General features: G+C 29.0%; 22 protein-coding genes. 4 read left to right on the top strand and 18 right to left on the bottom strand.

The window, feature by feature from the left end:
• The first annotated feature begins 146 nt into the window (after nt 1-146).
• Entirely contained in the window at nt 147-758 is a 612-nt protein-coding gene (gene lexA / locus BEE63_RS19635; RefSeq protein WP_066022997.1) for a transcriptional repressor LexA, read from the top strand.
• Nucleotides 759-792: 34 nt separating this feature from the next.
• On the opposite strand, the gene BEE63_RS19630 is transcribed toward lexA, so the two are convergent.
• The 6 genes from BEE63_RS19630 to miaB form a co-directional block, all read right to left on the bottom strand.
• Nucleotides 793-2,085: an aminotransferase class I/II-fold pyridoxal phosphate-dependent enzyme gene (locus tag BEE63_RS19630; RefSeq protein ID WP_066022996.1), complete on the bottom strand. Its 1,293-nt coding sequence runs from the start codon at nt 2,083-2,085 to the stop codon at nt 793-795.
• A gap of 88 nt (nt 2,086-2,173) precedes the next feature.
• Entirely contained in the window at nt 2,174-2,419 is a 246-nt protein-coding gene (hfq, locus tag BEE63_RS19625) for an RNA chaperone Hfq (protein WP_066022995.1), read from the bottom strand.
• A gap of 59 nt (nt 2,420-2,478) precedes the next feature.
• On the bottom strand, nt 2,479-3,408 hold the full coding sequence (gene miaA / locus BEE63_RS19620; protein ID WP_066022994.1) for a tRNA (adenosine(37)-N6)-dimethylallyltransferase MiaA: 930 nt from the start codon (nt 3,406-3,408) through the stop codon (nt 2,479-2,481).
• A 27-nt stretch (nt 3,409-3,435) separates the two neighbouring features.
• Nucleotides 3,436-5,274 (bottom strand): DNA mismatch repair endonuclease MutL, encoded by a 1,839-nt coding sequence (mutL, locus tag BEE63_RS19615; RefSeq protein ID WP_081312620.1) that lies wholly within the window; start codon nt 5,272-5,274, stop codon nt 3,436-3,438.
• 27 nt (nt 5,275-5,301) lie between these two features.
• A complete protein-coding gene (mutS, locus tag BEE63_RS19610; RefSeq protein ID WP_066022992.1) occupies nt 5,302-7,926 on the bottom strand; it encodes a DNA mismatch repair protein MutS in 2,625 nt (874 codons plus the stop codon).
• A 332-nt stretch (nt 7,927-8,258) separates the two neighbouring features.
• Entirely contained in the window at nt 8,259-9,584 is a 1,326-nt protein-coding gene (gene miaB, locus BEE63_RS19605; RefSeq protein WP_066022991.1) for a tRNA (N6-isopentenyl adenosine(37)-C2)-methylthiotransferase MiaB, read from the bottom strand.
• Between the two features lie 190 nt (nt 9,585-9,774).
• Between miaB and BEE63_RS21865 the strand changes: the two genes are divergently transcribed.
• Nucleotides 9,775-9,942 (top strand): hypothetical protein, encoded by a 168-nt coding sequence (locus BEE63_RS21865; protein ID WP_175400873.1) that lies wholly within the window; start codon nt 9,775-9,777, stop codon nt 9,940-9,942.
• A 145-nt stretch (nt 9,943-10,087) separates the two neighbouring features.
• Here the strand turns inward: BEE63_RS21865 and BEE63_RS19600 are convergent, their stop codons facing one another.
• From BEE63_RS19600 to corA, 8 genes are all read right to left on the bottom strand, one after another.
• A complete protein-coding gene (locus BEE63_RS19600; RefSeq protein ID WP_066022990.1) occupies nt 10,088-10,957 on the bottom strand; it encodes a GNAT family N-acetyltransferase in 870 nt (289 codons plus the stop codon).
• Between the two features lie 72 nt (nt 10,958-11,029).
• A complete protein-coding gene (locus tag BEE63_RS19595) occupies nt 11,030-12,079 on the bottom strand; it encodes a CotS family spore coat protein (RefSeq protein WP_066022989.1) in 1,050 nt (349 codons plus the stop codon).
• Nucleotides 12,080-12,242: 163 nt separating this feature from the next.
• A complete protein-coding gene (locus tag BEE63_RS19590) occupies nt 12,243-14,168 on the bottom strand; it encodes a bifunctional 4-hydroxy-3-methylbut-2-enyl diphosphate reductase/30S ribosomal protein S1 (RefSeq protein ID WP_066022988.1) in 1,926 nt (641 codons plus the stop codon).
• A gap of 19 nt (nt 14,169-14,187) precedes the next feature.
• Nucleotides 14,188-14,841, bottom strand: coding sequence for a (d)CMP kinase (cmk, locus tag BEE63_RS19585; RefSeq protein WP_066022987.1), 654 nt, complete (start codon nt 14,839-14,841; stop codon nt 14,188-14,190).
• Between the two features lie 221 nt (nt 14,842-15,062).
• Entirely contained in the window at nt 15,063-16,286 is a 1,224-nt protein-coding gene (locus BEE63_RS19580; protein ID WP_081312619.1) for an NAD(P)/FAD-dependent oxidoreductase, read from the bottom strand.
• 21 nt (nt 16,287-16,307) lie between these two features.
• On the bottom strand, nt 16,308-17,189 hold the full coding sequence (locus tag BEE63_RS19575; RefSeq protein WP_066022986.1) for a MurR/RpiR family transcriptional regulator: 882 nt from the start codon (nt 17,187-17,189) through the stop codon (nt 16,308-16,310).
• Between the two features lie 158 nt (nt 17,190-17,347).
• On the bottom strand, nt 17,348-18,058 hold the full coding sequence (locus BEE63_RS19570) for a pseudouridine synthase (protein ID WP_066022985.1): 711 nt from the start codon (nt 18,056-18,058) through the stop codon (nt 17,348-17,350).
• A gap of 43 nt (nt 18,059-18,101) precedes the next feature.
• On the bottom strand, nt 18,102-19,172 hold the full coding sequence (gene corA, locus BEE63_RS19565) for a magnesium/cobalt transporter CorA (protein ID WP_066022984.1): 1,071 nt from the start codon (nt 19,170-19,172) through the stop codon (nt 18,102-18,104).
• Nucleotides 19,173-19,316: 144 nt separating this feature from the next.
• Here corA and BEE63_RS19560 point away from each other — a divergent pair, with 144 nt between their 5' ends.
• Complete coding sequence (locus BEE63_RS19560; RefSeq protein ID WP_066022983.1) at nt 19,317-19,817, top strand: hypothetical protein; 501 nt, start codon at nt 19,317-19,319, stop codon at nt 19,815-19,817.
• Between the two features lie 12 nt (nt 19,818-19,829).
• The gene (locus BEE63_RS19555; protein WP_066022982.1) at nt 19,830-20,345 is read left to right on the top strand and encodes an NUDIX hydrolase; all 516 of its coding nucleotides are present in this window, start codon (nt 19,830-19,832) and stop codon (nt 20,343-20,345) included.
• A 466-nt stretch (nt 20,346-20,811) separates the two neighbouring features.
• Here the strand turns inward: BEE63_RS19555 and BEE63_RS21860 are convergent, their stop codons facing one another.
• From BEE63_RS21860 to BEE63_RS19540, 4 genes are read right to left on the bottom strand one after another with little or no spacing between them, the layout of a single operon-like run.
• Nucleotides 20,812-20,958 carry a hypothetical protein gene (locus BEE63_RS21860; protein WP_175400872.1) on the bottom strand — a complete coding sequence of 49 codons (147 nt, stop codon included), beginning with the start codon at nt 20,956-20,958 and terminating at the stop codon, nt 20,812-20,814.
• Between the two features lie 44 nt (nt 20,959-21,002).
• Nucleotides 21,003-21,746, bottom strand: coding sequence for an RNase H family protein (locus BEE63_RS19550; protein ID WP_066022981.1), 744 nt, complete (start codon nt 21,744-21,746; stop codon nt 21,003-21,005).
• 20 nt (nt 21,747-21,766) lie between these two features.
• Nucleotides 21,767-23,122, bottom strand: coding sequence for a vWA domain-containing protein (locus tag BEE63_RS19545; protein ID WP_242874883.1), 1,356 nt, complete (start codon nt 23,120-23,122; stop codon nt 21,767-21,769).
• A gap of 25 nt (nt 23,123-23,147) precedes the next feature.
• Nucleotides 23,148-24,293: an AAA family ATPase gene (locus BEE63_RS19540; RefSeq protein ID WP_066022979.1), complete on the bottom strand. Its 1,146-nt coding sequence runs from the start codon at nt 24,291-24,293 to the stop codon at nt 23,148-23,150.
• Between the last annotated feature and the right edge of the window lie 4 nt (nt 24,294-24,297).

Here is a 24,297-nt window from a genome sequence, read left to right as displayed (position 1 = left end):
AATATCAACATAGCATCTAAAGCCCTATTTTTTTACCATGATTATCCTACGTATATATATTTTATAGAACATAAGTTTGCATGTATTACCCTTATATGATATAATTTTTTTAAGTAATTATAACGTCTTAATTAGAGGTGTGACTAATGTCAAAAGAAACAAAACGTGATGTTCAATCAGAAATATACGACTTTATTAGATCTGAAGTTATCAATAAAGGTTATCCTCCTTCAGTTAGAGAAATCTGTAAGCAGGTGGGTTTAAGTTCAACTTCAACTGTTCATGGCCATCTTTCAAGGTTAGAGAAAAAAGGACTTATAAAACGTGATCCTACAAAACCTAGGGCTATAGAACTATTAAGAGATCCTGTATCTAAAAGAGAAATGATTGATATTCCAATAGTGGGTAAAGTTCAAGCTGGTCAGCCAATTCTTGCTGTAGAAAATATAGAAGATTATCTTACCATTCCTTTGAATTTTGTAAGAAATAATAATGAACTTTTCATATTAAAAATAAGCGGCAGCAGCATGATTGAAGCTGGAATTTATGATGGTGATTTAGCTATAATAGAAAAAACAAATTATGCTCAAAATGGCGATATTGTTGTAGCTTTAATAGAAAATGATGCTACAATAAAAAGGTTTTTTAAAGAAAAAGATAAAATAAGACTCCAACCAGAAAATCATACTATGGATCCAATTATAGTGAATAGCTGTGAAATACTCGGAAAATTAGCTGGTATTTATAGAAGATATTAAAATAAGCTGTTTCAACTTTGAAACAGCTTATTTTCTATTTATATGATTTTTTCATTAAATTAGAAAGTGCTACAAGTATTCCAAGCTTTGCATGATCAAAATTGAGTCCACCCTGCAAATATCCTATGAATGGTTTTCTTATAGGCGCATCAGCTGATAATTCTATAGATGCTCCTTGGACAAAAGTACCAGCTGCCATTATTACTTTATCCTCATATCCAGGCATATCCCATGGTTCACACTCTACAAATGAATCAACTGGAGATGCATACTGTATTCCTTTTATAAAATCAATCAATTTTTTCTCATCATTAAACTTAATAGCTTGTATTATATCAGTTCTTCTATCGTTATACTTAGGAAGAACATCAAAGCCACAAAGCTCCATTATTCTTGCACAGAATACTGCACCTTTAACAGCTTCAATTGCCACATGAGGTGCCATAAATAGGCCTTCATAGAACTGTCTCATAACTCCGAAAGTTGAGCCGCACTCTCCCCCTATTCCAGGCACTGTAACCCTATAGGTTGCTTGCTCTACATATTCTTTTTTTCCAGCTATATATCCTCCAGTTGTAGCTATTCCTCCACCAATATTCTTAATTAAAGATCCTGCTATAATATCTGCACCAACATCTGTAGGTTCTTTATCTTCTACAAATTCACCATAACAATTGTCAACAAAGACTATTACATTTTCATTAACTGTTCTTATAGCTTTAATTATTTCAGACATCTCTTTTATACTTAAGGATTTTCTCCATCCATAACCTGTAGAACGTTGAATATGAACTAATTTTATGCTTTTATCCTCTTTAAGCTCTCTTTTAACGGTTTCCACATCTATTTTACCATTTTTAAGGTCAACTATCTTATGATTTACCCCATATTCCTTAAGTGATCCTACTTTTTTAGAATCTCCTATACCAATTATATCATGTAGAGTATCATATGGCATACCACATATAGATATCATTGTATCTCCGGGCCTTAAGTTGCCAAATAAGGCAGCTCCTATTGCATGCGTTCCGTTGACAAAATGTGGTCTTACAAAAGCACTCTCCGTATGAAATATATCCGCATATACTTTATCTAAGGAATCTCTACCTATATCATTATATCCATATCCACTTGAATATGTAAAATGTGATTCACTTATTCTCGCTTTTTTAAAAGCTTTTAAAACTTTGAGCTGATTATATTCTCTAATTTCATTATAATACTTAAATTCACCCTCAACATCATTAAGAGCTCTTTCATACAAATCAAATACCTCTTTAGTTATTCCGTATTCATCCATAAGTGTTTTTCGTGTAATTTCTAGCATAAATTTTATAAACCTCCTGATAAATAAAAACTAATTTATTTTTACCTAAAAAAATAGGCAAAAACTTTGCCTACTTTTCTCATCTATTTTATTCTTCATCATGTTGATCTTGACTAAATGTCATTGGTCTCAAAGGAGTTACAGTAGATACCGCATGTTTATATATCATCATCTGTTTTCCATCACTATCAAGTATTACAGTAAAATTATCAAATCCTTTAACATTACCTCTTAATTGAAATCCGTTTGTCAAATGAATTGCAACAGGCACCTTATTTTTTCTTGCACTATTTAAAAATATATCCTGCAAATTGTTCGTTGACTTGTTATTCATGGTACTCACCCTCCGTTTATTTTACCTAATTAGTATTCTATAAAAAATTTTAAAATCCTTTAATTTTCTTTTATAGAAGATAGAATTTTAAAAACTACCTCATCATCATTTTTATACATATCTTTGTCTAACCACACTGCCCTTTTGTCTTTTCTAAACCATGTAAGCTGTCTTTTGGCATAATGCCTGCTTCCCTTTTTAATAAGTTCTACAGCTTCATTAAGTGTGATATTACCGTCAAGATAAGAAAGTATTTCCTTATAACCTATTCCCTTCATTGACTGCATATTTGAATTATATCCCATATCCCTCAATTTTATAACTTCGCGAACAAGACCTTTTTCAATCATTTTATCTACCCTTAAATTTATTCTTTCATAAAGCTTTTGCCTATTCATATTTAATACAAAATAATGAATATTGTACGGTATATCATACAAATCTACATCACTATTTATTTGACTTATAGTCTTGTTCGTAACTTTATAAACCTCAAGGGCTCTAATAACTCTTTTCAGATCATTAGGATACAATTTTTTATATGATTCATTGTCAACATCTTTAAGCATTTCATGCACATATTCTTTTCCTTTTTCATCAGCAAGTTTTTTTAAATAAGACCTGTATTCGCAATCCTTGTAAACTCCTGTGAAATCATAATTACATATTATAGAATTTATATATAATCCCGTACCCCCAACAAGCATAGGATACTTTTTTCTATCTTTTATATCATTAATAGTTTCTTGCGCAATATCTTTAAATTTAGCAACACTGAAATCCTCATTTGGTTCTACTACATCTATTAAATGATGTTTAATGCCCTTCATTTCATCTTTTCTTATTTTAGCAGAACCTATATCCATATATTTATATATCTGCATTGAATCAGCAGATATTATTTCTCCGCCTATTTTCTCCGCAACTTTTATAGATATATCAGTTTTTCCTACGGCAGTAGGTCCTGCTATAATGAGCAAATCATCCATACAAAATTCATCCTCAATCTCAGTTTATTATTGAATTCTTTTAAATTTCTTTTCAAAATCAGTTACAGTTAACTTTACAATAGTTGGTCTTCCATGAGGACAATTAAATGGATCATCAGCAAATCTCAAATCATCTATAAGTGCCTTCATTTCTTCCATAGTAAGTTCATGATACGCTTTTACTGCTGCTTTACAGGCTGCTGTTGCAATACTCCTGTATTTTACATCTACTGTTTCGCCTTTTCCCATATTTTTTAAATTATCTATTATTTCTAAAAATAAATCTTTTACGTGAGGTTTTCCTAAAAACAAAGGAACTTCTTTAATAGCAACTGTATTTTCGCCAAAAAGTTCAATGGTAAAACCAGCTTTCTCAAAAACCTCTTTATTTTCATCATAATATATAAAATCCTCTGGTATAAGCTCTACTACAGCAGGTGTAATCAATATTTGAGATACTACATTGCCATTTTTAATTTTATCTCTGTACTTCTCAAATATTATTTTTTCATGAGCAGCATGCTGATCTATTATATATAGCTCATCATTACTTTCACCTAAAATGTATGTATTATTAAATTGTCCTATTAATCTAATATACGGAAATTTTGGTGTCTTTTTAATTATATCATAATTTTCGTCATCTGGTAAAACTTCTTTAATTATATCCTTTTGGTGTATTTTCTTGAATTTGCTATCCTGAACATAGGCAGGAGCTTTGGGCTTGCTTTCAGCATAACTTTCATGATTTTGTAAGTCAATTGGTATCTGCACTGATACTTTGGGCCTTTCAGCATCAGTTTTTGTATTTAAATCATCTTTAATTTCATCAAGTTTATGTTCTTCTTCCTTTAAAGCTTCTACATGAAAAGAGTCTTTTATACTGTTTTTAATCCCCTCATGCACAGTGTCAAAAACAATTTTAAATATTTCTCTTTCATTTTGAAATTTTACCTCGGATTTTGTAGGATGCACATTTACATCTACAAATTCAGGAAACATATCAAGAAATATTACAAAGAAAGGGAACTTATTTATCATCATAAAGGATTTAACAGCGTTTTCAACTGCAGCAGTTATAAGCTTATTTTTTATATATCGTCTATTTATAAATATACTTTGATTATTCCTGCTTCCACGGCTTATTTCTGCATTTCCAACGTAACCATGCACAGATGCCAAATCTGTATGGCGTTCAAAGCTTATGACATTGTCACAGATTTTCTTGCCATATATAGCCCTTATAGTATCTAATAAATTATCAGAAGAATATGTTGTAACTGCTCTTTTACCGTTATTAACAAGTCTAAATGAAATTTCATTATGAGCTAAAGCTAGTCTATTTACTATGTCAGATATAGATGCAGCTTCTTTAGCTGGAGATTTTAAAAATTTTGCTCTAGCAGGCACATTATAAAATAAGTCCCTAACCTCTATATTAGTTCCTATATTAGTTCCGCAATCTTTTATATAATCAATGTTTCCACCGCTTATAGATATTTCTCTGCCAAATTCATTATCCTTAGTTCTGGATTTTAATATAGTTTTAGATACAGCAGCAATACTTGGGAGTGCTTCTCCCCTAAATCCTAATGTATTTATAGCATATATATCTTGAATTTTTGAAATTTTACTTGTTGCATGAGGCATAAAGGCCTTTTCAATATCATCTTTATATATTCCGCTTCCATCATCTAATATTTTAATTAATGTTCTTCCGCCGTTTTCTATCTCTATATTTATAGTCTTAGCTCCTGCATCAATACTGTTTTCTACCAGTTCTTTAACAACAGATGCCGGTCTTTCTACTACTTCTCCTGCAGCTATTTTGTTCGAGGTATCTTCACTTAAAACATTTATCCTCAAAATTCCACCTCCTTAGAAAATGCTTTACTACAGATTTTTAGCGCGTTTTATAAATTCGTAAAGCTTATTCATACATTCTATAGGGTTCATTTCTACAATTTCTGTTTCTTTAAGTTCATTTAGTATATTTTCTTTTTCAATATAATTAAAATCAATTTGATAATTTTCCTTTGGCTTTTCAAGGGCTACGGCTGCTTCTTCCTCATACTTTTCTGCTTTTTTTAATTTTTTATCTTTGTTATTCCTATTTTTGCTTTCTAAGTCTTTTAATATTTCCCTTGCCCTAGTTAAAACTTCTTCCGGTAATCCTGCAATCTTCGCAACCTCTATACCATAAGATTCATCAGCACCCTTGGGAATTATTTTTCTCAAGAAAATTATATCGTCATTGACTTTTTTTACTGCAATAGAATAATTTTTTAATCCGCTTATTTTTCCTTCAAGGCTTGTAAGTTCATGATAATGAGTAGCAAAGAGTGTTTTGCATTTTAAATTCTTATTTTTGCATATGTACTCTATAACTGCCCACGCTATGCTTAAACCGTCATAAGTACTTGTTCCACGACCTACCTCATCTAGAAGTATAAGACTGTTTTTAGTAGCATTCTTAAGTATATTTGATACTTCCCACATTTCCACCATAAAAGTACTTTTGCCTGCATTTAAATCATCAGAAGCTCCTATTCTTGTGAAAATTTTATCACAAATTGAAATCTCAGCAGAACTTGCAGGTACAAAGCTTCCTATCTGTGCCATGAGTACAATAAGAGCAACCTGACGCATATATGTGGATTTTCCGGCCATATTAGGTCCTGTTATAAGCATCATTACATTATCTGTATTGTTTATTGAAGTATCATTGGCTACAAAATTTCCATTTGAAATAACTTTTTCAACAACTGGATGTCTCCCATCTTTTATATCAATGTTACCATCAATTTTAATTAGTGGCTTGCAATAATTATTTTCCCTGGCTACTTCAGCAAATGAAGATATGCAATCAAGCTCCGCTAAAATTCTAGCACTAGCTTTTATTCTATCAATTTGTTCTTCTACTTTATCTCTTATTTCGGTAAACATTTTATATTCTAAAAGTACTAATTTTTCTTCAGCTCCAAGTATTTTTTCTTCCATTTCTTTAAGTTCAGGTGTTATATATCGCTCACTATTAGTTAAAGTTTGCTTTCTTATATACCTTCCTTCTGGCACTAAATCTAGATTTGATTTAGTTACTTCTATATAATATCCAAAAACTTTATTGTAACTAACCTTTAATGACTTTATCCCAGTTATTTCTCTTTCAGAGTTTTCTAAAGTTGCTATCCACTCTTTTCCATGAGACTTGGCTAATCTTAGTTCATCTATTTCTTTATTATAACCATCCTTTATTATATTACCCTCTTTTATGGATAAAGCTGGATTGTCATTTATAGATTTAGATAAAAGTTCGTATATATCGCTGAGATCATCAAGATTATCTTCCATTTTCACCAAAAGTTTTGACTTAAAAGTTTTTATAATTTTTTTTATTTGAGGTAATTTTTCAATAGATCCTCTAAGGGATATCATTTCCTTGGCATTTACACTTTTACCTGATATTTTTCCAGCAAGTCTTTCTATATCATATACTTGTTTGAGTAATTCCTTTAAATCTTCACTAGTGGATATGTTATTCAGCATTTCTTCCACTGCATTAAGTCTTAAATCTATTTTGGCTTTATCTATTAAAGGTCTATCTATCCACCGTCTAATTTGTCTACCACCCATTGCTGTACTGGTTTTATCAAGCACCCAAAGAAGAGAACCTTTTTTACTCTTATCTTTTAAAGTTTCTGTAAGCTCCAAGTTTCTTCTTGAATTTATGTCTATACTTAAAAAATCAAGTATTTCGTATTTTTGAATTTCATCAATATGTGTAAGTGCAGTTTTTTGAGTATCAACTATATATCTTATAAGTCCATTGGCACAATTTTTAAGAGTATCTGTCATTGTAACATCCTCGAAATTTGAAAATTGTGCTTTTAAATTTTGATTTTTATACTCTTCAAAATAGTCATCATTGAACTTGTTATAAACAATACTAAATCTTTCCTTTATTTTATCTATGAGTTTATCATTTATGCTTTCCTGAATGATTATTTCTTTTGGTGCAAACTTTGATATTTCATTTAGTATAACTTCAAAATCAAATTCAGTTTCAGTACAATTAAATTCACCTGTAGATATATCTGCAAAGCACATTGCTGTATTTTTACTATCTACAAATAATGACATTATGTAGTTATTTTTTGTATCCTCAAGAAAAGAAGAATCCGTATAAGTTCCAGGTGTAAGTACTTTTATAACATCTCTTTTTACAAGCCCTTTAGCTAGTGCTGGATCTTCCATCTGCTCTGCTATTGCAACTTTATAGCCCTTACAAATAAGCTTACTTGCGTAAATAGCATAAGCATGATGTGGTATACCACACATGGGAGCCCTATCCTTAAGCCCGCAGTCTTTACCTGTAAGAACAAGTTCTAATTCTCTCGAAGCGGTTTCTGCATCATCAAAAAACATTTCATAGAAATCGCCAACTCTAAAAAATAGAATACAATCTTTATAATTTTCTTTAATATTTAAATATTGCTGCATCATAGGTGATATGCCCATAATTAATCATCCCTCAATCCTATGTAAATAATTATGACTGTTTTACTAAAAGTTAATACTTCGTAGTTTATAAATATTGCGAAGCAAAAGCGGAAAAAAATTAAGAATTAAGAATGATGGTAGCTTTTTCTTCGTTCCACTACGAAAAACTTATAAACTTATAACTACCTCTATTTCCACCAGTGCAAATATTCTTTTCTAAATTGTAGATTTTCCATAGCAAAGCGGCGGAAAATCATCATTCATTCTTAATTTTTCTTAATATAGTTCGCAATATTTATATTTAGTGCAACAGCCCCACTAAATAATTATTAGTGTGACGATCACATTTATTAGACTTCTTCGCCAGATAATGAAAAAGCATGAGCTTTTGTTATTTTTATATTTTTAAGTTTACCTATATCGTCAATAGATCCTGCAAAATTAACAAGTTTTCCAGTCCTGGTTCTTCCCATTAATTTACTTTCATCGTTCTTACTTTTTCCTTCTATTAAAACCTCAACAGTTTTTCCTTCATATTCTTTGTTTTTCTTTTCACTTATGGAATTAACAGTTTCTAAAAGTCTATTAAATCTTTCATGCTTAATATCATCTGAAATTTGATCTTCATATTTTGCAGCGGGGGTACCTTCCCTCATAGAATATAAGAAGGTAAATGCTGAATCATATTCTACTGTCTTTACAAGACTTAAAGTATCCTCAAAGTCTTCTTCTGTTTCTCCTGGAAAACCAACTATAATATCCGTGGTTATAGCTGCATCTTTTACTCCGCTCTTTATTTTATTTACAAGTGATATATAATCCTCTCTAGTATAATGTCTATTCATTTTTTTTAGTATACGTGAAGAACCAGATTGAACTGGAAGATGAATATGTTCACATACCTTATCACATTCAGCAACTGCTTTTATAACATCATCAGTTAAATCCTTAGGATGTGATGTCATAAACCTTATCCTTGAAATTCCGTCAATTTTATTAAGTCTCCTTAGAAGGTCTGCAAAATTAATTTCTTCTTCTAAGCCTTTACCATAAGAATTCACATTTTGACCTAAAAGTGTTATTTCCTTATAACCTTGTTCAACTAAATTTTTTATTTCTTTTTCTATATCTTCAGGATTTCTGCTTCTTTCTCTTCCCCTTACATATGGGACTATACAATATGAACAAAAGTTATTACATCCATACATAATAGTTACAAAAGCCTTAATATCATAAACCCTATCTATAGGAGTGCCCTCTGTAATGCCTTCCTCCTTATCCCATATTTCAACTACAGATGTTCTCTCATTTTCAACCTTTTTTAAATAATTGGGAAACATTTGAGTATTATATGTTCCCATTACTATGTCAACAAATGGGAATCTCTTTTTTATATGTTCTGCCATATTTTTTTGCTGCATCATGCATCCACATACTGTAATTATTAAATTAGGATTTTTATCCTTGAGTTTTTTTAGAGTGCCTAAATTTCCATATACTTTAAGCTCTGCATTTTCTCTAACACAGCAGGTATTAAATATTATAAGATCTGCCCTGTTTTTATCTTCTGTTTTTTCATAATTCATTTTTTTTAGCATTCCTGATAATTTTTCGGAGTCTTCTTCATTCATTTGACAACCCCATGTTTCTATAAAAAACAATTTATTTTTATCCATAATTTCCTCCTGGCTTAATTCAAAATATAAATTTAATATACTATTTATAAATATAAAATGTCAATTAATTATTATATCATAAATTAGTCAATAAGGGCATATTATATAAAATTTTATCGAAATTTTTTTGAATAATTAATTAGATCTTTGAAAAGAATAATATTGAAATTGTATAAAGGAGGTTTTGCATATGTATGATGCCAAATTACCCGAAAATAGTGATAAACAAACTGAAAAAGACCTGATTAGATGCAACTGTGTATGTGATATAGGATATTTTAGTAGTTCCAAGAATGTCAAATTATTTAATGCTAGATCTTATCATGTACCGACCGAAGGAATATTATGCATTAAATAATAAAAAGTGAGAAATAGCAGTCGTAAGGGCTATTGTAATCTAGCTGCATTTCTCACAAACTTAATTAAATAAAAGCTATATTAAGTTCAAAGTTAAAACCTAATATAGCTTTTATTCTATACTCCTATAAAAACAATTCATACAATCATTCTTTCTTTTCTAGCTGGAGCTGTTCTACTTCTTTTACAAATCCTATGCCAGTATACAAATTTATAGCTGGAATATTATCCATATCCACTTTTATATAAACATCTTTATAGCCTTTTTCCTTTAAATCATTTAATATATAAGTCAAAAAGTATTTTCCATACCCTTTTCCTCGATATTTCTTAATTATACCAAAGTTCACTATAGTAACAATATTATTTTCTAATATATATTGACCATATCCTATTATTGAATCACATTTTTTTATAAAAAAGGCTCCATCGTCAACATAATAATCCTGTGTTTCATCATAGTATATATCCTCAACTGAAAGTGGAATTCTCCCCTCTGAATCAAAAATTTCATTTTGTATGTAGCATCTTATATTTTCATCTTGCAACTTTACAAATTTTTCAATGGTTACATCATCTAATTTTTTTACAGGCTTAAGATTTTCTAATTGAATTTTTAGCCGCATACTGCCTTTAATAACATTAAAACCTAATCTTTTTAATACAGGATAATTATAATCATTTTTTTCACATTTATATAAAAACTTATAGCCTTTACTAAAATACTTTAAAATTGTCTTGTAGATTCCAGCTTTTAATCCATACTTTTTTTCTATATACATAGCATTTATTTCAACTATGTCTTTATTTTTCTTTTCTATCCATGCATATCCTGCATATTCTTTGTTAAATCTAAAAATTCTTACATTTTTCTTAATAAAAAATTTTTTTATTAAAGATGTACTATTATATGCATCAAAAAAATCTTTATTAAGAGTATTAAAAATTTTCCTTCGCTTATTTAATTCTATAAAAAAATTTAAATTTTTATCGTTTAATTTCTCACATGTAATCATATAATATCCTCTTATTATATTTATTAATTTAAGTATAAAATCAATATATTTTTCTGTCAATTTAAAAATACATTAATTATATTTTTGTATATATTCCATGTATTTTTTTATAAACCCTTTTTCATAATCATCATTTAAGACAATTTTATTAAGTTTCTTCATGTACTTGCATTCAGACCAATTTTTATGTTTCACATATCTCTTATTGCCTATTTTCCAGAATTTATGTGGAAAAATTATAAGTGAAAGCATTATTTCTATTTCATCTATAGTGAGCTTATTTACGGAACTATATGCTTCTATTATGGATTTTGCCTTATTAAAGTCCCACATATATTCCTTTTTAGTCATAAGTCTTCTAATCATTTTACCTAAATCATTTATAGGCAAATCCAAAATTATACTGTCTAAATCAATTATATAATAATTATCGCCATTCTTAATTATATTTTGATAGTAAAAACTATTATGACATATAGATTTTTTTCTATTTATGTTTTTAATAATTCTAATATAAGATGATTCGTTAAGTATTTTTATAGAAAAAATTCCTCTTTCATAATACTTATCAATAAGCTTTTCATACATAATATCAAATTCATTCTTTATTCTTTTATTATCTATAATATATCTAAATTTTTCCATATCATCAACACATTTTGTAAAAATTTCTATCCAATTTTTTGATTTAGTTTTCATCTTAAATTTTCGAGTATCTATATTTTTTGCAGCCAGATGAAACTTTGCTAAAAACTTTGCACAATTAATAGCTTCATTTATATCATTTAAATTGCATTCGTCACCATCTATCCATTCTGTAGCATAGAACACAAGATTTCTATAATACACAGTCAATTTATCGTCTTTCGTTTTAATGTACTTGATTGTATTATTAAAATTATTTTTATTAAGTTCTCTAACTAAATAATTGCCATTTTGAACTTTTTTAAACTCATGTTTCATTTTCTTTAAACAAATAGTGCGCTTGTCTGTAGTAATTTTATATGCACTTCTTGCTTTCTTTATATCTATAGCTTTAAGTCCATATCTATCTAAAACTTTTCTTAACATTCTTAATTCTTTACCTTTTATTTCTCCAATGGAATTCACTGTTTCAATCATAATATCCTCCATAAATTAGATACTCAATAGAGTATATTGCAATTAAATTGAATTTATTACTCAATAATTGAAACCCCATAAATGCATTTTTAAGTAGAATATTTAAATAAAAAACCATAAGTACATTTAAACTTATGGTTTTCTATTCTATGTGATATTTATATTATTCTTCAACTTCTCTTATACTTAAACCTATTTTTTTATCTTCTGAACTTACTTCCAATATTTTAGCCTTTATTTCTTCACCAATTTCAAGAGCATCTGATGGCTTTGCAATTCTTTTATGGCTTATTTCTGAAATATGAACTAAACCATCAACTCCAGGTTCAAGTTCAACAAAAGCGCCAAAATCAGCAAATCTTACTACTTTACCTAAAACAACAGAACCTACAGGATATTTTTCTTCTACATTATTCCAAGGATTTTCTGTTAATTTCTTTATTGATAAAGATAATTTCTTATTCTCTTTATCAATACTCAATATATACACTTTAATTTTATCACCAATTTTAAGTACATCTGCAGGCTTTTCAACTCTTCCCCATGATATTTCAGATACATGAAGAAGTCCGTCTACTCCCTCTATCTCAACAAAAGCACCAAAATTAGTTAATCTCTTAACTTCTCCTTCAACTATTTGACCTTGCTCTAATTTATCCCAAACCGCTGCTTCTAATTTTTCTTTTTCTTTATTTAAGAGTTCTCTTCTTGATGCTACTATCTTTGTTTGTCTCTTCTTAATAGAATATTCTATAATAGCTACATCAAAACTTTTTCCTACATACTCACTAAGATTTTCAACATGAAAAAGTTCTACATGTGATGCCGGAATAAATATTCTTATTCCTTTATATAGTGCAATTATTCCACCTTTTACAGCTTCTTTAACAACAACATTTAAGGACGTCTTATTTTTAAATGCTTCTTCTATTTCTTTGTATCCTTCTTCTCTTTCAAGTTCTTTTATAGATAATACAACATAATTGTCAGCATCCTTTAATTTTATTATTTTTGCTGAAACCTTATCTCCGACATTGTATATATCCTTTAATTCTTTTTCCTGATCTTCAACTTCATTTTTAGGTATTATTCCGTCTCTCTTATAATTTATATTTACAAATAATTCTTTATTAGAAATTTGAATAACTTCTCCAACTACTGATGCACCTACATATATTTTTTCTTCATTCTCAGCTATGAACTTCATTGCATCAGCCATTTCACTATTTATTTCCTTTGAAACTTCATTTTCACTCATTTTACTAATTGCCTCCTCAATAATCCAATTAGGTGTTGACGCTCCTGCTGTTACACCTATTTTAATATTGTTTTTATTTTTTAATATAGCATCAGGTATTTCTCCTGAATTTTCTACATGAATTGTATTTTTACAATTGGCTTTACATATTTCATATAGCTTAGTTGTATTTGAGCTTTGCCTTCCGCCAATAACCACCATAAAATCCACTTTTTTTGAAAGCTCATTGGCAATCATTTGCCTTTCTGATGTAGCATTACATATTGTATTAAAACACAGAACTTCTCTCTCATTGTTCTTAACTTTACTTAATACTTTCTCCCAATTTTCTGCTTTTTCAGTAGTTTGAGAAACAATACAAACCTTTGAACCAACATTTTCTATATTTTCACCTTTTTTTGAAATTACAGCCTTATTATCGCACCAACCATTAATTCCTATAACTTCAGGATGGTCTTTATCACCTACAATTACTATATCATATCCAAGTTCACTGTATTTTTTGACTTTCTCATGAATCTTACTCACAAATGGACAAGTAGCATCAACTACAGTAAGTCCTTTAGACAAAAGCATATCATACACTTTCTTAGAAATACCATGAGATCTTATAATTATAACATCATTTTCTTTTAACTTTTGTATATCATAAGTTTCAATGGGATATATGTTGTTTTCCTTAAGTTTTCTTACAACATCATTATTGTGAATAAGTTCACCTAAAGTATAAATTTTTTTATTGTACTTTTTTTGAGTTAAAAGTGCCAGCTCTACAGCTCTTTTAACGCCAAAACAAAAGCCAGCTTTTTCGGCGAGTATAACCTTTTTCATTTACAGAATTAACCACCTTTTATATTTTATCTTTTATATATTTTGTAATGAAATCTACAACTTGTTCTATATTCATAAATGATGAATCGATTTCCACAGCATCTTCAGCCTTTGTTAGTGGATTTATCTTACGATTTGAATCAATATAATCTCTTTTTATTATATCATTTAGTATGTCTTCGTAACATACATTTATGTGCTTTAATCTCAATTCATTGTATCTTCTTTTAGCTCTTTCTTCAGGTGCAGCTGTAAGATAAAATTTAAAAGGTGCATCCTTTAAAACCACCGTTCCTATATCTCTGCCATCCATAATTACATCATACTTTTGCGACATACTTTTTTGCAAAGATACAAGTTTTTCTCTTACCTCTAAGATTGAAGCATAATTTGATACATTTTGGCTGATTTTAGGCAATACAATTTCCTCACTAACATCTTCTCCATTTACTATAAGTTTATCATCTTCAAAGTGCATAGAAATCAATTCCATAAGGTCACATAATTTTTTTATATTATTAGTATCTATATTTTTTCTCATAGCTATTAAGGTCACTGCTCTATACATAGCACCAGTGTTAATATACATAAGCCCAAATTTTTTTGCAACAAGTTTAGCTATAGTGCTCTTTCCTGCTCCCGCAGGACCATCTATTGCTACAGTTAATTTCAATTAAATTCCGCCTTTCTCTTTGCTGCAATGTGTTTAAAAATAATTAATATTTATTGAAATACTATTATTAATTAATTCTATACATATAGAAAAAATCCTTTAATTTTTCTACAAAATATATTTTTTTGTATTCTTTTCTATTAAATTTTACATAAATGCTGCAATATTTTTTTATAACTCGTTCATCTATACTATGACTATTAAATATTAACCATATAAAATTACAAAGCACCTACATTTTTTCCAGCTTCATGTGCTGTTGACATTGCTATTTGAAGATTAAATCCACCTGTGTAAGCATCTACATCTATTACTTCACCACAGAAATAAAGATTATGTATTTTTTTTGACTGCATAGTTGAAGGATCTATCTCCTTAGTATCAATTCCTCCTGCAGTTATTATTGCTTCTTCAATAGGTCTTAATCCTTTTATGCTCAAAGTTAAATTATTTATTAAATGTACAAGATTTTTTCTTTCCTCTTTAGTAATCAAATTTACTTTCTTAGTTTCTTCTATATTTGATAATTTTATAATTATAGGTATCAATTTCTTCGGCAGTAAATCATCTAGTGAGTTTTTAAAATCCTTATTTATATATTTATTAAAATCCCTTTGTATACGACTATCAAGTTCCTTTTCATTAAGTGCTGGTTTTAAATCTATTACAGCTTCTAGATTTTTATTATAGTTTACAACTCTACTTGCACTTAATACTATAGGACCAGATATACCATAATGTGTAAATATCATTTCTCCAAAGTTATCATATAAAACTTTTTTACCTTTCTTTATATAAAGTTTTACATTCTTAAGTGAAAGACCCTGAAGCTCACTTATCCAATTCTCTTTAACTTCTATTGGAACAAGGGATGGCTTTGGTTCAATAATTTTATGTCCTAAATTCTTTGCAAAATCATACCCGTCACCCGTTGAACCTGTTTGTGGATATGATTTTCCACCGGTACACAAAATAAAAAAGTCTCCACCTATAATTTTATTTTCACTCGTAACAACATTTTTTATAACATTGTTTTCTCTATTAATTTTTATAACTTTTGAATTTAAAAGTACCTTTATTTTTCTCTTTTCAATTTCTCTAATAAAAGCATTTATTATATCTGAAGATTTATCAGACTCAGGAAAAACTCTTCCGCCTCTTTCAACTTTTAATTTAACACCTAAGTTTTCTACAAAATTAATTAAATCAACATTAGTAAAAGAATAAAGGGAACTATATAGAAAATATGGATTGCCTGGTATATTATCAAAAAACTCACTAATATCTATAGAGTTTGTTATATTGCATCTTCCTTTTCCAGTTATAAAAAGTTTTTTACCTAATTTTGAGTTTTTCTCTACTAAAACGACTTCATTTTCAGCTGACGCCGTAATTGCCGCCATCATGCCTGCAGCGCCGCCACCTATTACAACAACTTTTGCCAAAAAACCACCTTCTAATAAAATTTAAAATTTATCTTCCATATTTCTAGAAGAATAAACCCCATATTCTTTCCATATATTTTCTAGGTCAGTAAATACATTGGATATACGATCTTTTTCTCTTAAACCAACAGATACAATAAGAGCATTTATTACACTTAAAGGTGCAACCAAAGAATCTACGAAAGAAGCCATATTGCTTTGTGCTATAAGAGTATAATCAGCTTCTGTTGCAAGTGGTGATAAAAGACTATCTGTAAGCGCAACAACCTTAGTTTTTCTTGATTTTGCAAACCTTAAAGCTTCAATGGTTCTTGAAGCATACCTTGGGAAACCTATACCTATAAGCAAATCATCAGAAGTTATATTTATTATTTGTTCAAAAATATCACTGATTCCGTAACTGACAACATATACATTATCTAGTATTAGGTTCAAATAAAATCCCAAAAATTCAGCAAGTGCTGTAGAGCTTCTAAGTCCAATTATGTATATTCTTTTAGCTGCAAATATGTTATTTATTACTTCATCAAATACAGTATGATTTATTTTTTCTAATGTGACACGTATATTTTCCATATCAGCTTTAAGAACACCTTTTAATGAACTTTCTTTTGATATAAATGTATTTGATAATTCAATTCTTTGAACAGTTGTTAACTTATTTTTAATTAGCTCATGAAGTGCTTTTTGAAGCTTTGGATATCCACTGAACCCAAGTTCATTTGCAAATCTAACCACTGTTGATTCGCTTACTCCAACACTTACTCCCAATTTAGCAGCTGTCATAAATGCTGCTTTATCATAATGCTTCAATATGTACTCTGCTATTAATTTTTGACCTTTACTTAATCTCGGAAATTTAACTTGTATAATTCTCATCAAATCATATTTTTCGTCTTCCATAAATTCTAATCCTTTCTAATGCTACAATAATAATTGCATTACCACAATTAAAATGAATTTTTTATTTCATTTTAGCATTTAATAAAAACTTATGCAATATTTTATTTATCTAATAGTATATAACATAGAATAAATCACGAACATACAATAATTGTAAATTACAAACTTTTTAAATAATTAATTTCATTTTCCCGCAGCATCCTTGTTTCACCTTCTTTTAAGTTTCCTAATTTTATATCACCAACAGAAATTCTTTTGAGTTCTACTACAGGAAAACCAATAGCACCACACATTCTTCTTACCTGCCTTTTTTTCCCTTCATGAATGATTATTTTTAATATAGAAGTTTTATCCGTAGACGAAACTATTGAAACTTCAGCCTCTTTAGTTATATATCCTCCTATATCAACCCCACGTTTTAAAGCTTCAATATGCTTTGCCTCTGGTTTACCCTTTACTGTTGCCATATAACATTTGTTTACATTTTGTCTTGGATGCATTATTTTATTAAATATTTCACCATCATTAGTTATAATTAAAAGCCCTGAAGTATTGTAATCAAGTCTTCCCACTGGAAAAACCCTTTCATTAAAATTAAGGAGATCTATTACCGTCTTTTTTCCCCTATAATCACTTACTGCTGAAAGATAGCCTTTAGGCTTATTAAGTGCAGCATAAATCTTTCTTTCCTCCAAGTGAATAAGTTTATTGTCTACTTTAACTTCATCCTTATCTGGTTCAACTTTAGTTCCAAGTTCCTTAACAATTACATCATTTACTTTAACTCTTCCTTCTTCAATCATATTTTCACATTTTCGCCTAGAGGCTACACCACAACTAGCCATATATTTTTGTAATCTTTCTTCCATTTAATCACCTTATTAATCATATTATTTAGCTTATTTTTTAATATTAAAGCCATTTTTTCTTTCTAAAATAAGCAAGCATAAATGCAGCTATACCTATCATAACAGCCCACAGGAGCGCATATCCATACTTAAATCTAAGCTCAGGCATATTTTCAAAGTTCATACCGTAAACACCTACTAAAAATGACAGCGGTATAAATATAGTAGAAAAAATGGTCAAAAACTTCATTATTTCATTCATTTTATTACTTACGCTGGATAAATATGTATCAAGCATACCTGATATTATATCCCTAAAAAGTTCAATAGTATCTATAACCTGAATAGTATGATCATAGACATCCTTAAAATAGATACTGACATCACGTCCAATTAAGTCAATTTCACCCCTTTGTAAATTATTTATTATTTCTCTAAGAGGCCAAACAGCTTTCCATAAGAATATCATTTCTCTTTTGAGATTATATACCTCATTAAACAAATCATTTGATGCCTTATCTACAATTGATTCTTCAAATTTTTCTATCTTGTCTTCTACCTTTTCTAATACAGCAAAATAATTATCTACAATAGAATCAATCAACGCATATGTTAAATAATCTACCCCTGTCTTTCTAATTTTACTTTTGGAATTTCTTATTCTATCTCTTAAATTCTGAAAAACGTCCCCCTCTTTGCCGGTTTCTTGAAAAGTAATTATCAAGTTATCCATACATATTATGCTGATTTGTTCAACAACAAGTTTATTGCTCTTATAATATATCATTTTAAGAACAATAAAAATATACTTCTCAAACTCTTCTATTTTAGGTCTTTGATTGGTATTTAATATATCTTCCATAATAAGTGAATGTATTTTAAATTTCTCACCAATCTTTTCATATAAACTTATATCCTCAAGACCATTTATATTTATCCATGTCATGCTGTCTTTATCTTTATATTCATAACATTCTTCAATTGTCTTTAAATTCTTTTCCTCAAAACACTCGTCTTTATAATCCATAACATAAATTTTTGATTTTTCACCGGTATTTTTGCCTATATGTACCAAACTTCCAGGTTTCAACCCTCTTTTTTTAGATACCCCTTTTGTGTATCTTGTCCTTGCCATTTTAAACCACCTAACTATGCATAAATTATATAAGTTTCTATAAAAAAACTATATAATTTATATTAACACATTGATAAATTACTTAAAAGTGCAGCACAATAAATGTTATAATAAGAATTGAATTTGTATTAGGAGATGATATTTATGAAAAGGTCTAATATATTTTTGGGTGGACTTTTGATTTTAATAGGCTTGATGTCAATTTTTAATAAGTTTAACTATTTTGGTCTATTTTCTTCAAAATTTATATTTGCACTTACTATATTAGTACTAGGAATAGCTTTTGACCTAAGTTATTTTATAGGTCGCAAAAGTTCAACTAATCTTGTACCTGGTGGTATATTAATAACTTTAGGAATATATTATATTTTTAAATCATATTTTTATATAGGGGCATTAAATGTTATATCATGGCAGATATATGCACTTTCACTTTCAGTTGGTCTATATCAGTTATATATATTTGCAGGAAAAGAACGAAGTAATTTTATATTGGCAACAGTACTTGCTGTAATTTCTATTTTTTCAGTAGCATCAAATATATTTAAAATCATACTCCCTGTATGGTTTGATAAAAGTTTTGTACTTCCAATAATTTTAATAGCAGCAGGCATTTATGTATTGTTTAGAAGCTTAAAAAATTAAGGAGATGCTTAAATGAATGGTGATAAATTGGCCTATAACGGTTGGCTTAAAATTTACAATAGAGATGTAAATGGAAGGACTTATGATATACTTAAAAATTATGATGCCGCAGCCGCATTTGTAACTGATGAATTTGATGATGTTTTAATGGTAAAGCAATTCAGACCTGCCATAATGGATAACACCCTTGAAATTCCAGCAGGCTGTCTTGATATTGAAGGTGAACTTCCTGAGGATTGTATTATTCGTGAACTTAAGGAAGAAACTAATTTGCAAGTAAAAAGGGAAAACTTACAGAAAATTATATCCTATAAACCAATTCTGGGATTTAGCAAAAGCGTTCTTCATCTTTACCACGTAAAAATCAAGAAATCAGATTTAACTATAAGTAAAATCAATGATGAAGATGTAAATGAAGTTATGTGGATAAATAAAAATGATTTTATAGAATATATTAAAAGCGGCAAAATTTCTGATGGTAAAACAATAATAAGCTATTTATATCTCAAGGAAATGATGGGACTATAGAAAGATGTGAAGTAATTTAGGTGCTTTCGTCATCTAACGAGATGAAAAAAATTATAATCTGCGTAGCCAATGTGTTGGGTACTAATATTGCTAACCAAAAATTTGCCTCGCATTATTTAAATTTGGTGCAGCAGTTCCATATAATTACACCCAAAATTCCGTAGGTACGGAGGAATTTTTTCCTTGCTTTACCTTCTAATCGAAGTAACAGTGCTGAAAATTCTAATAAATCTTGGTAGAAAAATCATAAAATTATCATACGTGAGGTTTGGGCTTTAGCACATTATCCTTCTTTACTTCAAATAGGCACTCTTTAAATTACATTAAACGTTTAGACAAACTCAAGGTAAGTTAAAGAGTGCCTATATTAAATTAAGAAGGATAATGGATCCATGATCCAAATCTCAGTTATAATAAGATTTATATGATTTTTTTAATGTTCTAAAGCACTGTTACTTCGACCTATTCAAACTTTGTCTTTAAAAAAGTCGTCTTTAGAGTAGGTCATATTTTTTTTATTGACTTTGCTTTCAGCTGCTTCATTAAAAGCGTGTTCTGACTTTTCTCCTTTGGTTTCAGTATCAGTTTTTTTTACGTTATTTCTTCTTGGCATTTTTTCCTCCTCATAATAAAAAAATTCATCTTTTTTATTATGTCTTATTTATTCTTATATATGCAGAGGAGCCTTTCTACTTCATCCTTATATTTTTCATTTTTAATATCATGATAAGCTGGAGATAAATTTTTTTTAGCAGTATTATATACATGAAGATTGCCTATTTTTACATCTTGCTTCCATATTTCAATTATCCCATCGCATGAATTAAATACTCCTTTAAATACAGCCTTTAGGCCATTATTACATAAAAATTCTGTAAAGCCTTCTCCAAAATCATTTAATTTTTCTACATATGTAGAGGTACTTTTTTTAGTTTTAACTTCCTTTTTTTTATCGTTAATAGGCTCTACAATGACTTCAGTTTTCTCTGAAAGAGTGCCTTTCTTTGCAAGAACATCAGCAGCTTCATTCCACTTTATACCTATATGGCTTTTTACCTTCACCCAGTTTATATTTATAGTACATTCATCTATAAAGCTTTTAAATTTCTGAGTTAAAGGTTTATTGGCTTTATACTTTCCTGTAGCCCATTTCTCTATATTTTCAAAATCGTAATAGATAGTTACATGATTTACATTGTTTTCACTGCACCAGGTTAATGCATATTCTACAGCTTTTATTTCTCCACCAACCTGTCTTGAGGATACTGCATAGTCAGCACTAACTCTTCCATATATCTCATGTATGCATTGGCCATTTTTTAAAATTACGGCTCCGTAACCAACATTTCCATTTAAATAAGAGCCATCAGAATATACTTCAAATTTATCCAAGCTTATCACTACCTTTCAATTAAAAATCTTTATTTAGCCCATTCATTATTGGCCCATTCCCCTCTATTGAACAAAACATCTCTATAAATTTCGAAACTTTCTACAGATTTATTCTTTAATTTTTTCACTTTCCCTAAACTTCTATTTAACGATAATTCGCCCTTTTGACCTGTAAGTACCCATAGTATTTTCTTTATTTTAGGCCTTACTGGCAGTTCTTTTTCACCCATACCGTCTGTAAAATATATTAAAAGGCAATCCTCCATTCTATGTTTATGGAGATATTCGAAAACGGGCGAAAAACTTGTTCCACCTTTTGTATCTAACTTTTTTCTTATGTCCTTTGGTTTTTTTACTTTATATACTCTTCTCACTATATTATCACATTCAATTATGGTACATTCATAATTTCTATCCCTTAAAATATCAAATACTTCTGTCATGGCTTCATCTATCTCCACATCAGTCATACTTCCACTTATATCTACAGCAACAACTATTTTAATAACATGATTTGAAAGCCTTCCTCTTAAATCCATCCTATAAGGCTGCCTTCTATCTTTCCTAGTTATTGTTTTTTTATATCCCTTAGGAAGTGTACCTATCATTCTTTTTAAATAACTTTGCCACGATATTTCTGCTTTCTTATTCATATCATCAACATATTCTTGAACCTTAGGAGGAAGCTTTCCCTTGGCTGCATTTCTTATAATTTTATTTTTTAGTTCATCTATTTGATCCTCACTAAACTCTTTAGAATTATTCCTCCAGAGCTTATGGATGTTCATTTCATCAAATTCCTTATATACACCAAAATTTTTATCATTTACAATTCCTCTTTTTTCATCTTTCTTCTTTTTATCTATATTTTCCTGTATCTTTTTCACATAGTACTCAAGAGTTTTATCATACTCAAAATCTATTATATTATACTGAAGTTTAGTATTTTGGAGACTAATGGACCATGGCGGTAAGTCTTTAATATACTGATTAACAGAAACATCCATAGCAGTATTTATAGCTAGCATACTGTACTTTTCACTTAACTTTTTTGCCCTTTTCATATGATTATACATAACATGGTATATTTCGTGTTTTATTAAAGCCTTCATTTCTTTTATGGAGCATTTTAAAAATATATACGGATTAAAATACATTGTAAAGTATGACAGCGACATTTCCGTTTCACAGCCTGAAGCAATATCGCCTCTCACTCCCCTTTTCATCTGTATAAAAAACATAGCAAAGAAATTATCCTCACCATCCATTAAGTCAAAGGTAAGCATTTCAATAAAATTTAAAAACTTACTTTTAAATTCACTGTCAAAAGTTTTTTCATTCATTTGAATCATTTGCTCAAAAAGCTCTTTATGAAGTTTGTCCATTTGAATATTCAAATTAATCAATCCTTTAATCTTCTATTTCTTCATACATACGAAAAAAGTCCTCTAAAAAAGTATCATTTTCCAAAAGTTCTTTATAAAACTCACTGCTACAATCCTTTTTTATATTTTGCATTATTCCCATCTTTAAATCATTGGGATAAAGATTTAAAAACTGTGAAAAAAGTTCAATTTCCCTTTTCCTATTATTTTTATTTTCAAGATAAAATAAAATATTTTTAGATGCCAAAAACAATCTAGAATGACTTTCACCTTTAACTCTATCCTTTAACTTCTGGCTTATTATATCATCCTTAAATACATCTTCAGGTTTTATAATAGGTCTTTTGCTTTCTTCAATATAGTTCACAAAATCCTGAGCTATTGAAGTTCCAACATTTCCACGTATAAGATTATAAAAGACATTTGATGATATAGAATCTTTTTCATTAACATAAATTTTATATATTTGAGAAACCCTTTCCCAGCTTCTAGGTGTAGCCTTTATGGATTCCTTGGAATTAGGTGTATTTAAGTATTCTGGAAAACTTGCTATAAAATCAAGTATTTCTGAGTGAATTCTTCTTTCACCGTTTACACATTCCATTCCCCATTCTATCCATGCATTAACATCTGAATCAAGATAAATCCATACAAATCTATCTTCCTGTGCAGGGTCCATATCATTTACCTGATAATCACTATCTTCAAATTCATCATATTTACTGGATGGGTTCATAGCCGCAATTACATGAACATTAGATTTTAGTTTATATCCATTTATTTCTCTATTTAAGATTATGTTCATAAGTTCTTGCTGTACGCTGTGTTCACACCTATTTATTTCATCTATGAATAAAAGTATTTTTTTACTAGGATTTTCTTTTAAAACTTCATCTATTTCAATAAATTTATAATACTCAGCATATACTGTTCTTTTCATAAAAACCTTTTTGCCATTAAAGTCCTTCTCATAATCCTGCACCATCGGCAGACCACCAATCTCTCCTTCCTTTAACAAATTGCCATCTATATTAACATAATAGTATCCTTCATTTTCAGCAAGTTCTTTAACTAAAGAAGTCTTTCCTATACCACTTTTCCCTATTAAAAGAGGTACAGAATTTGACTTTAAAACAAGCTTTATCCCTTCCATTGCATCCTTAAAATTCATTTCA

The sequence above is a fragment of the Clostridium pasteurianum genome, from assembly GCF_001705235.1.
In the GTDB taxonomy this organism is placed as follows: Bacteria; Bacillota; Clostridia; order Clostridiales; family Clostridiaceae; genus Clostridium_S; species Clostridium_S pasteurianum_A.
This window is presented reverse-complemented; position numbering and strand designations above follow the sequence as displayed.